Origin of the sequence: Lentzea kristufekii (genome assembly GCF_033949925.1) — a bacterium.
In the GTDB taxonomy this organism is placed as follows: domain Bacteria; phylum Actinomycetota; class Actinomycetes; order Mycobacteriales; family Pseudonocardiaceae; genus Lentzea; species Lentzea kristufekii.
Genome location: NZ_JAXAVV010000014.1, coordinates 142,783 through 156,493, shown reverse-complemented (window position 1 = coordinate 156,493; position 13,711 = coordinate 142,783). Strand labels below are relative to the sequence as shown.

Sequence of the window (13,711 nt, the reverse complement as noted above, 5' to 3'; positions counted from 1 at the left end):
GGTCAGCCCAGGTCGTAGAGCGTCTGGCCGCCGAGCGTGGTGGCCTCGAAGTTCGCCGCGACCCACTCGCTGATGTCGCTGCTGCCCCCACCGGGGCCACCACCCCGGCCGCCCTCGACGTAGTAGCGCACCTCTCCAGCCGCGACGAGCGCCTTGAACTCGTCGAGCGTGGGCGCGGGATCACTGCCGTTCCAGCCGCCGATCGCGATCACCGGCCGGCCGGACGCCAGCTGGAGCGACGCCGCGTTCTGGGCGCCGGTCGTCGCGGCCGCCCACTTGGTACCCGTGGCCTTGAGCAGCTGCACGACCTCCGTGGACGACGTGCCCTCCGGCATGCCACCGCCCTGCTGGGAACGCGGGCCCGACAACGGGATGGAGCCGCTGTGCGTGACCGACGCGGTCGCCACGGCGTAACCGGAGGTGCCGAGCAGTGCCGCCACGACCAGGACACCCGCCAGCCGGCGTCGGTTCAGACCGAACACCAGTGCCAGCACGGCGATCGCGGTGACGGCCAGCAGCACCCAGCGCAGCCATGGCGTCCAGTCCGGTGTGCGGTCGAGCAGGATGAAGCCCCACACGCCGGTCGCCGCGACCATCACCGTCAGTGCCATCCGCGCCGGGAAGTGCCCGCGTCCGCGCCACAGCTCGCTTCCCGCGATGCCGGCGACCGCCGCGATCGCGGGGGCGAGCGCCACCGTGTAGTAGGGGTGCGTGATGCCGCTCATGAAGCTGAACACCGCGCCGCTCACGAGCACCCAGCCACCCCAGACCACCAGCGCCGCACGGGTGCGGTCGGTGCGGGGCGCGCGGCGCAGGAACCACAGTCCGGCGCCGAGTCCGATCAGCGCGGCGGGCAGCAGCCAGGAGATCTCCGGGCCCATGCTGGCGCCGAACAACCGTCCGATGCCCGTTTCGCCGCCGAAGCCGATGTTCCCGTTGCCGCCCATTCCACCGCCACCGGGCCCGCCGCCGGAATTGCCGAAGATGCGGCCGAGACCGTTGTAGCCGATGGCGAGTTCCCACAGCGAGTCGTTGGTGGAGCCGCCGATGTACGGGCGGCTGTCCGCGGGCCACAGCTCGACCAGCGCGATGAACCACCCGGCCGACACGACGACCGCGACACCGGCGCCCAGCAGGTGCAGCAGCCTCCTGAGCGGCGAGGCCGGCGCCGCGATCAGGTAGGCCAGCGCGAGCGCGGGCAGCACCAGGAACGCCTGCAGCATCTTGGTGAGGAACGCGAACCCGATCGCCGATCCCGCGAGCGCCAGCCACAGCGGGCTCGCCTTCTCCAGCGCCCGCACCGTGCAGTACGCGGCCGCGACCATCAGCAGCACCAGCAGCGCGTCCGGCAGGTTGAACCGGAACATCAGCGTGGCGACCGGTGTGAGGGCGAAGGCCGCCCCGGCGAACAACGCCGCCGCCGGGCCGGACGTGCGCTTCACCGTCGCGTACAGCAGCCCGACCGCCGCGACGCCTTCGAGCGCCTGCGGGGCGAGGACGGTCCAGCTGGAGAAGCCGAAGACCTTGGCGAACAGGCCGCTCACCCACAGGAACGCGGGCGGCTTGTCGACCGTGATCGTGTTGCCCGGGTCGAGCGAACCGAACAGCAGCGCCTTCCAGCTCTGCGACGCCGCCTGCGTCGCCGCCGCGTAGAACTCGTTGCCGTAGCCGGACGCGGTGAGGTTCCACAGGTACAGCACGGCGGTCGCCGCGAGCAGAACGAGGAAGGCGATGCGGTGCACCATCTTCATGTCGCGGCGCTCCTGCGGCTTCGGGGGTGCGACGGGCGCAGGGGCGAGAGTGGCAGTCATGCCGTGACCCTTTCCGGTGAGTTCGTGCAGCTCGTACAAGACCGATGGGCGGCACTCCCACGAGGGGCGGAGCTTCCCGCTTCTGCTGGGAGAGAGGTCAAGACGCGTCCAGTTCGTAGAGGGCGGATCCGCTGACGGTCGTCGCTGTGTAGTTCTCGGCGACCCACGCGGCGATGTCGTGGGCGGCGTCGCTGCCGGTCTCGCCCTGCATCATCCGGCCGGCGGCGACGTAGTAGTGGATCTGTCCACTTCGGACCATCTCCTGGAACTCCGCCAGGGTCGGCGCGGGATCGGTGCCGTTGAAGCCGCCGAGCGCCATGACCGGCTGCCCGCTCGCGAGCTGGAGCCCGGCCGCGTTGTTGGAGCCGATCGTCGCGGCGGCCCACCGGTAGGTGCCGGCGTCGGCCTGCAGGAGCGTCACGACCTCGGCGTCCGGTGTCGTGGCGTCGAGCAGTCCGCCCATGCCGCCCATCCGGCCGTTGGACGGGCCCGCGACGGGCAGCGCGCCGGTGTGCGGGGTGGTGACGGTGGCGAAGGAGTACGTGGTGGGGCCGAGCAGCGCGGCGATGAGCGCGACCGGGATGGCCCAGCGCATCGACAGCACCAGCCCGACCGCCGCGATCAGCCCCGTCATCAGCACCAGCACCGCGACGGGCGTGGAGAACTCGTTGATCAGCGCGTGGCACTGCAGCGCGCTCAGCGCGACGGAGCCCGAAAGCACTGCTGCCGCAACGGGTTCGCTGCGCCGGTCCCACAGTTCGGTGGCCGCGATGCCGACGACGGCGGCGATCGCGGGTGCCAGCGCCACGGTGTAGTAGGAGTGGATGATCCCGTTCATGAAGCTGAACACCCCGGCGGTGACGACGAGCCAGCCACCCCACAGCGCGAGAGCGGTGCGGGCACGGCCCTTCGTCAGCCACAGCCCGGCGACCAGCAGCACCACGGCGGCCGGCAGCAGCCAGGCGATCTGACTGCCCATCTCCGCGCCCAGCAGGCGGCTCCACCCGGCGGATCCCCAGCCGCGCCCGCCTCCGACACTGCCGACCTCGTCACCGGTGAGGCGGCCGAAACCGTTGTAGCCCAACGTCAGTTCGAGGACGCTGTTGGTCTGCGAGCCGCCGATGTAGGGCCGGTCAGGCGTCAGTTCGACGGCGGCGATCCACCAGCCGCCCGCGACGACCACGGCGCCCAGCGCGCCGAACAGGTGCAGGACCTTCCTTCCCGCTGACGCCGGTGCGGCGACCAGGTACACCAGCGCGAACGCGGGCAGCACGAGGAACGCCTGCATCATCTTGGTGAGGAAGCCGAACCCGATCGCCACACCGGCGAGCGCGAGCCAGAACGGACTGGCGTTCTCGACGGCGCGGGTCACGCAGTAGGCGCCCGCGATGAGCAGCAGCACCAGCAGCGCGTCCGGGTTGTTGAAGCGGAACATCAGCACGGCGACCGGGGTCAGCGCGAGCACGGCGCCGGAGATCAGCGCGGCCGCGGGGGAGAACCAGCGGCGCACCGTCGCGTGCAGCAGCCAGACGCTGCCCACGCCCATCAGCGCCTGCGGTACCAGGATGCTCCACGCGGTGACGCCGAACAGCCGCGCGGACAGGCCCATCACCCACAGCGAGGCGGGCGTCTTGTCGACGGTGATCGCGTTCGAGGCGTCCGACGAGCCGAAGAACCACGCCTTCCAGCTCGTCGCACCGGCCTGTGCGGCGGCGGAGTAGTAGGCGTTGGCCCAGCCCGAGTCCCCGAGCCGCCATAGGTACAGCGCGCCGGTCGCGATCAGCAGGACCGCCAGCGCCAGGCGTTCTCGTCTCATGGGGACGAGGGTCGCGGCCTAGCCTGGGTCGGTCGTGTGCTCCCGCTGTGAACGAGCTGTGTCCGGAGATGTTTTCAGGGAGACCGTGAACGTCGTGTGGCCCGGCTTGCTCGCGACCGACACCTCGCCATCGTGCGCGCCGACCACCGCGGCCACGATCGACAGCCCCAGGCCGGTGCTGCCCGCCGCCCGCGAGCGCGAGGAGTCGCCGCGCGCGAACCGTTCGAAGACCTCCAGGCCTTCGGGGACGCCCGGACCGTCGTCGGTGACGCTCAGGTCGACGCGTCCGTTGTGGACGGACAGCCCGGTCGTGACGGTGGTGCCCGGAGGGGTGTGCGCGCGGGCGTTGGACAGCAGGTTGCCGAGCACCTGGTGCAGCCGTTGCACGTCACCGGGAACCGTGACGGGCTGCTCCGGCAGCGCCAGCTTCCAGCTGTGGTCCGGGCCCGCGATCCGGGCGTCGCCGACCACGTCCAGCACGAGCCGCGACAGGTCGACGTCCTTGCTCTCCAGCGGGCGGCCCGCGTCGAGTCTGGCGAGCAGCAGCAGGTCCTCGACCAGCGACGTCATCCGCAGCGCCTCGGACTCGACCCGGCTCATCGCGTGCGTGACCTCGGGCGGCAGCTCCGCGCCGGTCCTGCGGGTCAGCTCGGCGTAGCCCCTGATCGCGGCCAGCGGCGTGCGCAGCTCGTGGGAGGCGTCGGCGACGAACTGCCGGACCCTGGTCTCGCTGTCGTGCCGGGCTTTCAGGGCCTGGTCGACGTGGCCGAGCATCGTGTTCAGCGCGAGGCCGACCTTGCCGACCTCGGTGGCCGGATCGGTGTCCTCCTCCGGCACGCGTTCGGCGAGCGCGACCTCGCCCTCGTGCAGCGGGAGCTCGGAAACACGCGTGGCGGTCTCGGCGACCCGGTCGAGCGGCACCAGCGCGCGCCGCACGATCACCCTGCCCGCCAGCGCGACCGCCGCCGCGCCCGCGAGGATGAGCCCGGCGAGGATCCAGACCATCTGCCACACGATGTCCGTGACGTTCGAGAGCGGCAGGCCCTTGATGCCCATCCGATCGGTGACCACGCGGAACTCGCCGGCCTCCCCGAGGTCGACGGTGTGCGGGGTCGACGGCGCGGCCGCCAGCACTCTGATCTCGTCGTCGGTGAGCCGGCGCGGTGCCTGCCAGCCGGGCAGTTCGACCGTGCCGCTGATGCTGCCGTCGGGGAAGATCCTCGCGTTGATGCCGGGGGGACCGTACGGCGAACCGGGCGGTGCCGGCCGCAGCGTCGTGACCTCGCGGTCGAGGTTGCTCATCAGGAACGAGTGCAGCGCGAGCACCGAGATCCCGCCGATCACCAGGCACAGCGCGGTGAGCAGGACGATCTGGCCCGAGACGAGCTTCGCCCGCAGGGTTCTGGGGCGCAGCGTTCTAGGACGCAGGCTTGAGGACATAACCGGCGCCTCGCATCGTGTGGATCATCGGGGTGCGCCCGGCGTCGATCTTCTTGCGCAGGTACGAGATGTAGAGCTCGACGATGTTGGCCTGGCCGCCGAAGTCGTAGCTCCACACGCGGTCCAGGATCTGGGCCTTGCTCAGCACGCGCTTCGGGTTGCGCATCAGGTAGCGCAGCAGCTCGAACTCCGTCGCGGTCAGGTCGATCGAGGTGCCGGCGCGTTCGACCTCGCGGGTCTCCTCGTTCAGCGACAGGTCGCCGACGACCAGCCGGGTGCCCGCGTCCGCGTCGGTCACGCCGGTGCGCCGCAGCAGTGCGCGCAGCCGCAGCACCACCTCCTCCAGCGAGAACGGTTTGGTGACGTAGTCGTCGCCGCCCGCGGTGAGCCCGGCGATGCGGTCCTCCACCGCGTCCTTCGCCGTCAGGAACAGCACCGGCAGGATCGGCGCCTCCGCACGCATCCGCCGCAGCACCTCGAAGCCGTCGAAGTCGGGCAGCATCACGTCGAGCACCACCACGTCCGGGCGGAACTCGCGCGCGGTCCGCACCGCCGTGGTGCCGTCGAGCGCCGTGCGCACTTCCCACTTCTCCATGCGCAGCGCCATCGACATCAGCTCGGCCAGAGTGGACTCGTCGTCGACGACGAGCACCCGGACGGGCTGTCCGTCCGGCCTGCGGAGTTCGGTCTTCACGGCGCGCATGGCTCCCATCGTGAACGCCGATCCTGTGTACCAGCTGTGAGCGATGCGCACAGCTCAGGCCTACTGCGCTCACAGGTTGGGCACAGCCGGCACCGACACCGTGGCTCTCATGACGGAACAACAGTCCCCGGAGTGGGGCGCACCCCAGCCCGCCGAACCCGCCGGGCGCCCGGCGTGGACCGCGAAGAAGACGGTGGCGGCCGTGGCCATCGCCGTCGCGATCGCCGGTGCCGGTGGCGTCGCGATCTACGCCGCCAGCGGCACGAACCAGCAGACCGGCGCCGGGGGCATGGGACCCGGCGGCATGGGCGGCGCACCGCCGGACGGCATGCGCGGCGGCTTCAGCCTCGGGACCGGCACCACGACGCACGGCGAGTTCCAGACCGGTGAGGTCACCGCGATCAGCGACTCGTCCGTCGAGGTGAAGTCCACCGACGGTTACACGAAGACGTACGTGATCGACGCGGACACCGTGGCCGAAGGTGTCGAGAAGGGGGACACCGTGACGGTGATCGCCACCACAGCGGACGGCAAGTCCGTCGCTGCCAGCGTCGTCGAGCCTGGTCAGCGCGGTCAGCGGAACGGGCAGGCCCCTCCCACGAGGTGATTTGGGGTCAAGTGTGAGCGGTTATGGTCGGGTGATCAGCCCGACCACAACCGGAGGTGAGCGGCGTGCGCACGTTCACACTGACTGTGATGGGGTCGACAGACCTGCACGGCAACCTGTTCAACTGGGACTACTACCTCAACCGCGAGTTCGACGACTTCGCGCACAACGACGTCGGGCTCGCGAAGATCTCGACCCTGGTGAACGACGTGCGTGCGACCGTGGGGCGCCATCGCACGTTGCTGCTCGACGCCGGTGACACCATCCAGGGCACGCCGCTCGCGTACTACTACGCGAAGGTCGAGCCGATCACGCGCGGCGCGCACACGCACCCGATGGCCGCCGCGATGAACGCCATCGGCTACACCGCCGCCGCGTTGGGCAACCACGAGTTCAACTACGGGCTGTCCGTGCTGCGCACCTTCGAGCGGCAGCTGGAGTTCCCGCTGCTGGCGGCGAACGCGCTGGACGTGGCGACCGGCCTGCCCGCGTTCCAGCCGTACGTGGTGAAGACGCTGTGGCGCACAGGCGGTCCGCCGTTGCGGGTCGGCATCCTCGGGCTGACGAACCCCGGCATCGCCGTGTGGGACCGCGCCCACGTCGACGGGGTGCTGACGTTCCCGGGGCTGGTCGAGCAGGCGCTGCACTGGGTGCCGGAGCTCCGGCGCAAGTCCGACCTGGTGATCGTGGTGGCGCACTCCGGGGCCGACCTGTCGTCGTCGCTGGGCGAGCAGGTGCCGTTCCCGGAGAACTGCTCCGAACTGCTGGCCGAGACCGTGCCGGGCATCGACGCGATCCTCGTCGGGCACGCGCACGTGGAGATCCCCTCGCGGTTCGTGACGAACAAGGTGACTGGGCGGCCGGTGCTGCTCACCGAGCCGTTGTTCTCGGGCAAGCGGTTGTCGGTGATGGAGTTCGACCTGCGCCACGAGGAGCACTGGGAACTGGTGACGTCGCGGTCGTCCGTGCTGTCGTCGGCCTCGGTGGAGGAGGACCCGCGGATCGTGCGGTTGCTGCGGCACGACCACGAGCGGGTCGTGTCGTACGTCAACGCGCGGGTCGGGACCTGCGCCTCGGCGATGTCGGCCGCGCGGTCGCGGTTCGAGGACACGCCCGCGCTGCGGTTCATCAACCACGTGCAGGCGCTGGAGGTCGCGAAGTCCACCTCGCTGCCCGTGCTGTCGCTGTGCGCGCCCTACAACCGGGCGGCGGCGATCCCGGCGGGAGAGGTGTCCATCCGGGACGTCGCCGGGCTCTACATCTTCGACAACACCCTGGTGGGCGTGCGGATGACCGGCGGGCAGGTGCGCGACCTGCTGGAGGAGTCGGCGCGGTACTTCCGGCAGGTGTCCTCGCCGGGACCGTTCTCCGCCGCCGAGATCTCGAACGACGTGCCCGACTACAACTTCGACATCGCCTACGGGCTGACCGCGCCGCTGACCTACGACATCGACATCTCACGGCCGGTCGGTTCACGGATCCTGGGGCTGTCGTACGGCGGGGAGCCGGTCGCGGACTCGTTCGAGTTCGCGGTGGCCGTGAACAACTACCGGCAGGCGGGCGGCGGCGACTTCCCGCACATCGCGTCGGCGCCCGTGCTGCACAACCAGCAGCAGGAGGTCCGGCAGCTGCTGATCGACTGGGTCAAGGCCGCGGGCGTGCTGGACCCCGCCTCGTTCGCCGGCGCGGACTGGCGGCTGGTGGCCGGCGGCGAGCCCGTCGTGGTGTCCACGAACGAGTGAATTAGGGCGTGTTGTCCTGGGGGTTCCGCCCGAGGCGGTGGCACCCGGTCGGCCGGATGGGATAGTCCAAGCGCGTGCAGTTGCCGCAACGCGTTGTAGTCGGTGCATTCGTCGTGCCGGCCGTGCTCGCCTCGGTGGGTCTCGCGGCACGTCCCACCCCCGCCGTGCCGCCCGGTCAGCTGCTGTTCGCGGTGCGGGCGTCGGAGATCGTGCTGGCGGGCACCGCAGTCTCCGCAGGGGAACGGCAGGAGGTGGTGGACGCCGTGCGCGCGCTGACCGACGCCCACCGGATCACCGACGTGATCACCCCCGACGCGGGCGAACACGTGCCCGTCTCCCCGGCCGTGGCCGCGTCGCTGCTCGCGGCGGTGCTCGACCACGACGTCACGGACTTCACCGGTGTCGTGCGCGTGGGACACCTGACCGCGTCGGCACGCGTCGCGGACCCGGAGCGCGCGGGCTCTCTGAGCGACGCCCTGCGCTCGGCCGCCCCCGGGCTGCGCGTCGACGAGGACTTCACGACTACGGGCTAGGAGCTGTTCGGTGTTCGGGTTCTTCTTCCAGATGTTCCTGCTGTGCGCGGGAGCGTTCCTCGCCGGCGTCCTGCTGACCTGGCTGACCATGCGCTCGCGCGAGTCCGCGACCGCCGAGGTCCAGCCCTTGTCGATCATGGAGGAGCCCGCCGCCACCGCGCCCGCGATCAAGGCGAACTCGCGCACGATGATGTTCCACACCCCCGAATCGCCCTACTACAAGCGCATGAAGGGCGACGCGTTCTTCCACTCGCCGGAGGACGCCCGCCGGGCCGGCTACACGATGTGGACGCCGCGCCCGCGCGTGCCCGCGGGCGCCTAGTTCGCGCGCAGCCAGGCGTCGAGTTCGAGGTAGTCGGCGTCGGTCATGCCGTGACGCGGGTCCACCCTGAGCAGCAGGGCTTTGTGGTGGTGGCGCGCGACCCAGGCGCGGTCCTTCTCGCTGATCTCGTCGTCCACCCAGGCGAACGGCCTGGTGCCCGCCAGCGCCACCAGGCCGCGGGTCTTCCAGTGCAGGCCCTGGCGCGCGTCGGCGTCCTCGGTGTCCGGGTCGTCCGGCCAGGTGGCGACCGGCAGCGCAGGCAGGCCGAGCAGGGGTGCGATGTGCTTGTTCGCCTCGTCCATCCAGGTCGTGGCCCAGATCAGCTCACACGGCAGGGCGGTGAGCCACAGGCCGTGCATCGGGTCGAGCCTGGCCAGGCCCGGCGTGCCGGGGACGCCGTCGCCGAACGGGAGCAGCGGGCCGTCGACGTCGAGGAAGAGGATCGGGAGCGCGGCCACGCCGGGCACGCTACGGCGCACCTCGTAGGCTTGGCCACGTGATTGCCGACGTGATCAGGCCCGGCCTCGAAGTGCTCTTCTGCGGCATCAACCCCGGCCTCGTGTCGGAGGCGACCGGGCACCACTTCGCGCGGCCGGGAAACCGGTTCTGGCCCGCACTTCATTTGTCCGGTTTCACTCCGTCCCAGTTCGCGCCCGCCGAGCAGGAGAAGCTGCTCGAACTGGGGCTCGGCATCACGAACGTCGTCGCGCGGCCCAGCGCCAGAGCCGACGAATTAACAATTGACGAAATGCGGGAAGGTGCGATCGATCTCTCGGAAAAGGTCGAGAGGTATTCACCGAAGGTTCTCGCGGTACTCGGTGTGACGGTGTACCGGGCGGCCTTCAACCGCAAGAAGACGCAGGTGGGCGCGCAGCAGGACACCGTGGGCGGTGCGCGGGTGTGGGTCCTGCCCAATCCGAGCGGGCTGAACGCGCACTGGCAGTTACCGGCGTTGGCCGAGGAGTTCGGGCGGCTCAAAGCCAGCCTGTAGAAACGAAACAAAAGTTCACATTCATGCCCACTGAAAGTGGGCTGGACGGAGTGGGCTGTGGTCTGGTTGCATCCAGATCTGCGTCCGTTCGAGTGCATTCACCCAGAAGTGGAACCCCGGAAAGCCAGGCTGCGTCAAAATTTGGCATTGCCGTGCAGAACTCGGTGAATCTTCAACACTGGTGGGGGCACAGTGGAGGTCAGGATTCTCGGGCCGGTCGAGCCTTCAGTGCCGCCGAAGCCCGCGCAGATCCTAGCTGTCTTGGCCGTCGAGTGCGGGAAGATCGTGCCCGTCGAACGGCTCATCGACCTCATCTGGGGTGAGGAGCCGCCGCCGCAGGCGCGCAAGTCGCTGCAGGTGCACATCTCCAGCCTGCGCCGGGCCGGGCTGCCGGTCGAGCACCGCGCGGCGGGGTACGTGCTCAGCGCGGAGCCCGAGAGCGTCGACCTGCACGCGTTCCGCAAGCTCGTCGGCAGAGCGGGCGACGAGGCCGATCTCAAGGTGAAGGCGGACCTCCTCGGCCAGGCCCTGCAGCTGTGGCGCGGCACGCCGGTGGTGTTCGCGCAGACGCTCGACGTGCAACGGCTCGCGGCCGCCGAGGCGTGGGTCGACGCCGAACTGGCGCTCGGCCGGCACGCCGGGCTCATCGACCGGCTCGGGGCGTTCGTCGCCGAGTACCCGCTGGCCGAACGGCTGCGCGGGCAGCTCATGACCGCGCTCGCCCGCACCGGGCGCCGGGCGGACGCCATGCGGGTGTTCCGGGAGACGCGCAAGGTGCTCGTCGACGAGCTCGGGGTCGAGCCCGGCGAGCAGCTGCAGCAGCTCTACCGCGACGTCCTGGAGGGCTCGCGGGACAGCCGCCGCAACTACCTGCCGCGCGACGCGGGCGACTTCACCGGGCGCGACCGGGAACTCGGCAGGCTGCTCGACAGCGACGGCGGCGTGTGGTGGATCGAGGGGCCGGCGGGCGTCGGCAAGTCGGCGCTCGCGGTGCACGCGGCGCACCGGCTGGCCGACCGGTATCCGGACGGGCAGCTGTTCGTGGATCTGCACTCGCCGTCCGGGGCGCTGGACGCGTTGCTGCGCGCGATGGACGTGCCGAGCGAACGGATCCCGGAGTCCGCCGAGGAACGGGCGGCGCTGTGGCGCGCGAGGGTCAGCGGGCGGCGGGTGGTGATCGTGCTGGACGGCGTCACGAGCGTCTCGCAGGTCAGGCCGCTGCTGCCGGGCAGTCCCGGCTGCCTCACGCTGATCACCAGCCGCAGCAGGCTGTGCGGGCTCGAAGGCGTGCGCCGCGTCCCGCTGGACGTGCTGAGCAGCGACGAGGCCGTCACGCTGCTCCAGCGCATCCTCGGTGACGACCGGGTGTCCGCGGAGCCCGACCAGGCGCAGGAGGTCGCGCGGCTGTGCGGATATCTGCCGCTCGCGGTGCGGATCACCGGCGCGAAGCTGGCCGGACGCGCGCACTGGCCGGTGTCGAAGCTGGTCAGGAGGCTGTCCGACGAACGGTCGCGGCTCGACGAGCTCGTCGCGGACGACCTCGCGGTGCGGGCCGGGCTGGAGCTGACCTACCGGGCGCTCGACGAGAACGTCCGCCGCGCGTACCGGATCTTCGGGTTCCTCGGGCTGCCCGAGGTGCCGAGCTTCCTGTGGATGCACCTGCTCGACGAGGACGTGCTCGACCAGCTCGTCGACGCACGGCTGCTCGACGTCATCGGCAGCGCGCGGTACCGGATGCACGAACTGGTGCGGCTGCACGCCCGTGAGCTCGCCGAGGCGGAGGACCAGCAGCAGGAACGCGAGGACGTGGTCAGGCGGGCGGTGGTCGCCGCGCTGTCCACTGTGGATGGTCTGACCGAGCAGCTCTTCCTGGCGGTGCCGCGCATGCAGGACTCGCTGGGCGTCGTCACGTCGGCGGCCCGTCCGACCGACAAGGACGCCTGGTTCGCACGCGAGGAGTCGTTGCTGACCAGGCTCGTGGAACGGGCCGCCGAACTGGGGCTCGCGGAGATCGCGTCACAGCTGGCCGAGGTGCTGGTGTTCGCGTGGTTCGGGCTCAGGAACCGTTACGAGGCCTGGGAACGAACACACACGGCGGCGCTGGAGGCCGTGTGGAGGACCGGGGACGTGCGCTTGGAGGCGGTGCTGCGGTGCAGCCTCGGCCAGATGCACTACAAGCGCGACAACCTGGCGCAGGCGCGGTCGTGGTTCGACACCGCGCAGACCTTGTTCGTGGACCTGGGCGACAAGCGCGGCGAGGCCGTCGCGATGAACGGCATCGGCATGGTCTGCCGCGATCTGGGTCAGTACCCGTGCGCGCTGGAGGCTCTCGGCCGGGCCCGTGAACTGCTGGAGTCCCAGGACCTCGAAGGCGAAGCGCACGCCCTGTACGGAATCGGCTCCATCAAACGGGAACTCGGCGACGACGCGGGCGCGTTCGACGTGCTGCGGCTCGCCGAGACCATCTACCGCCGGGCGCGCAGCCGGCGGGGTGAGGCGCTGGCGGCCCGCGGGATCGGGCTCGTCCACCGCGCTCGCGGTGAGCTCGACCTCGCCGAGGACCACATCCGGCGCGCCCACGAGATGGTCGCGGGCACCGGCGACGAGCTGCTCGGCTGCTACACCGCGCAGGCGTGGGCGAAGGTCCTGCTGCGCAGAGGTTTCCTCGATCCGGCCGCGGAACTGATCCAGCAGGCGCTGGACGGCTGCCGCGACGTCGGCGACCGGTTCGGCGAGGCCCTGATGCGCCGCACGCTGGGGGAGTGGCGGCTCGCGGCGGGCGACCACGCGGGCGCGCGGGTGGTGCTGACCGATCTGCTGCCGGTGTGGAACGACCTGAGCCTGCCGTTGTGGCGGGCCAGGACGCTTCGGGACCTGGGAGCGGTCCACGCCCGTCTGGGGGACGTCGAAGGCGCGGACCGCTCCTGGCGCGAGGCCGCCGGCGTGTTCACTCGGCTGGGCACCAGGGAGATGGGAGAGGTGCACCAGTGGCCGGCTCAATGGGCCCCGCCCGCACTCAGCCGGTGATCTTCTTGTACTTCCACGGGGCGTAGCCACCGCTCTTCAGCGAAGAGATGGTGACGGTCTCGTGGTCCATGTCCGTCGCGGTGCTGCCCTCTTCGTAGATCCACGCCGACGTCTTCGCCGAGTTGGCCCACTTCTCGAACAGCTTCACGTGACCGTTGCGCAGGATCATGTCGCCCGGCTTGAGGTTCGCCCAGGAGATCTTGGTGGCGACCTCGTCCAAAGTGGACGTGTTGCGGCTCGTCGTGAGCTTCCACGTCATGGACACGAAGCCGGAGCAGTCCGTGCGGTACTTCTTGCCCTTGCCGATGTCCCAGGCGTAGGCGGACTGGCTGTACGGAACCTTGCGGTCCCACCAGTCCTTGGCGCGCCTGATGACCTCGGTGCGGCTGATCGAACCGCCGTACCCGGCCGCCGCCTCGACCTGCGAGATGGCGGTCTCCTGCTCGGCAGGCCCCTCCGGTGCGGCCTGGGCGATGCCACTCAGGCCACCCAGCAGGCCCAGCGAGATCGCGGTCGCCGCGACTGCGTGGCGAATGCGCATGGTGTAGCTCCGATCGACTTGCTGTTGGTGATGACCGGAACTGTCCACGGTGGTGCCAAAGATCGGCCTAAGGCTGATTTAGGACTTCCTTTACCGCTCCTTCCTAGCGTCGCGGCCGAAATCTCGCCGAGTCAGTTCGCGGTCAGACGGGTGGATCGTGGTGCCGCCCCCACGTCCT

General features: G+C 70.5%; 12 protein-coding genes. 6 read left to right on the top strand and 6 right to left on the bottom strand.

What is annotated here, in order from left to right:
• Positions 1–2: 2 nt before the first annotated feature.
• The 4 genes from SK571_RS27565 to SK571_RS27550 all read right to left on the bottom strand — a co-directional run bounded on the left by SK571_RS27565 (position 3) and on the right by SK571_RS27550 (position 5,770).
• On the bottom strand, positions 3–1,811 hold the full coding sequence (locus SK571_RS27565) for an ArnT family glycosyltransferase (RefSeq protein ID WP_319986995.1): 1,809 nt from the start codon (positions 1,809–1,811) through the stop codon (positions 3–5).
• A gap of 97 nt (positions 1,812–1,908) precedes the next feature.
• Positions 1,909–3,627, bottom strand: coding sequence for an ArnT family glycosyltransferase (locus SK571_RS27560; protein ID WP_319986994.1), 1,719 nt, complete (start codon positions 3,625–3,627; stop codon positions 1,909–1,911).
• Between the two features lie 18 nt (positions 3,628–3,645).
• Positions 3,646–5,067 carry a sensor histidine kinase gene (locus tag SK571_RS27555; RefSeq protein WP_319986993.1) on the bottom strand — a complete coding sequence of 474 codons (1,422 nt, stop codon included), beginning with the start codon at positions 5,065–5,067 and terminating at the stop codon, positions 3,646–3,648.
• On the bottom strand, positions 5,045–5,770 hold the full coding sequence (locus SK571_RS27550; protein ID WP_319986992.1) for a response regulator transcription factor: 726 nt from the start codon (positions 5,768–5,770) through the stop codon (positions 5,045–5,047). The genes SK571_RS27555 and SK571_RS27550 overlap by 23 nt, the downstream gene beginning before the upstream one ends.
• A gap of 109 nt (positions 5,771–5,879) precedes the next feature.
• Here SK571_RS27550 and SK571_RS27545 point away from each other — a divergent pair, with 109 nt between their 5' ends.
• From SK571_RS27545 to SK571_RS27530, 4 genes are all read left to right on the top strand, one after another.
• Positions 5,880–6,377: a hypothetical protein gene (locus SK571_RS27545; protein ID WP_319986991.1), complete on the top strand. Its 498-nt coding sequence runs from the start codon at positions 5,880–5,882 to the stop codon at positions 6,375–6,377.
• Positions 6,378–6,466: 89 nt separating this feature from the next.
• Entirely contained in the window at positions 6,467–8,119 is a 1,653-nt protein-coding gene (locus tag SK571_RS27540; RefSeq protein ID WP_319986990.1) for a bifunctional metallophosphatase/5'-nucleotidase, read from the top strand.
• A gap of 74 nt (positions 8,120–8,193) precedes the next feature.
• Positions 8,194–8,652 (top strand): hypothetical protein, encoded by a 459-nt coding sequence (locus SK571_RS27535; protein ID WP_319986989.1) that lies wholly within the window; start codon positions 8,194–8,196, stop codon positions 8,650–8,652.
• Positions 8,653–8,662: 10 nt separating this feature from the next.
• Positions 8,663–8,974, top strand: a complete 312-nt coding sequence (locus SK571_RS27530; protein WP_319986988.1) for a sunset domain-containing protein — start codon at positions 8,663–8,665, stop codon at positions 8,972–8,974.
• On the opposite strand, the gene SK571_RS27525 is transcribed toward SK571_RS27530, so the two are convergent.
• Positions 8,971–9,432: an HAD domain-containing protein gene (locus SK571_RS27525; protein ID WP_319986987.1), complete on the bottom strand. Its 462-nt coding sequence runs from the start codon at positions 9,430–9,432 to the stop codon at positions 8,971–8,973. The two genes, SK571_RS27530 and SK571_RS27525, sit on opposite strands and share 4 nt — an antisense overlap.
• Before the next feature lie 38 nt (positions 9,433–9,470).
• On the opposite strand from SK571_RS27525, the gene mug reads away from it, so the two are divergent.
• Together mug and SK571_RS27515 are read left to right on the top strand one after the other, a co-directional pair.
• Positions 9,471–9,965, top strand: a complete 495-nt coding sequence (gene mug / locus SK571_RS27520; protein ID WP_319986986.1) for a G/U mismatch-specific DNA glycosylase — start codon at positions 9,471–9,473, stop codon at positions 9,963–9,965.
• 192 nt (positions 9,966–10,157) lie between these two features.
• Complete coding sequence (locus SK571_RS27515) at positions 10,158–12,992, top strand: AfsR/SARP family transcriptional regulator (RefSeq protein WP_319986985.1); 2,835 nt, start codon at positions 10,158–10,160, stop codon at positions 12,990–12,992.
• Here the strand turns inward: SK571_RS27515 and SK571_RS27510 are convergent.
• Positions 12,982–13,533 (bottom strand): NlpC/P60 family protein, encoded by a 552-nt coding sequence (locus tag SK571_RS27510; RefSeq protein WP_319986984.1) that lies wholly within the window; start codon positions 13,531–13,533, stop codon positions 12,982–12,984. The genes SK571_RS27515 and SK571_RS27510 overlap by 11 nt on opposite strands.
• Between the last annotated feature and the right edge of the window lie 178 nt (positions 13,534–13,711).

Excerpts from the sequence above, each read along its gene's own strand:
- SK571_RS27550 (WP_319986992.1), bottom strand. The coding sequence starts at position 5,770 with ATGCGCGCCGTGAAGACCGAACTCCGCAGGCCGGACGGACAGCCCGTC.
- SK571_RS27540 (WP_319986990.1), top strand. The coding sequence starts at position 6,467 with ATGGGGTCGACAGACCTGCACGGCAACCTGTTCAACTGGGACTACTAC.
- SK571_RS27565 (WP_319986995.1), bottom strand. The coding sequence starts at position 1,811 with ATGACTGCCACTCTCGCCCCTGCGCCCGTCGCACCCCCGAAGCCGCAG.
- SK571_RS27555 (WP_319986993.1), bottom strand. The coding sequence starts at position 5,067 with ATGTCCTCAAGCCTGCGTCCTAGAACGCTGCGCCCCAGAACCCTGCGG.
- SK571_RS27510 (WP_319986984.1), bottom strand. The coding sequence starts at position 13,533 with ATGCGCATTCGCCACGCAGTCGCGGCGACCGCGATCTCGCTGGGCCTG.
- SK571_RS27545 (WP_319986991.1), top strand. The coding sequence starts at position 5,880 with ATGACGGAACAACAGTCCCCGGAGTGGGGCGCACCCCAGCCCGCCGAA.
- SK571_RS27560 (WP_319986994.1), bottom strand. The coding sequence starts at position 3,627 with ATGAGACGAGAACGCCTGGCGCTGGCGGTCCTGCTGATCGCGACCGGC.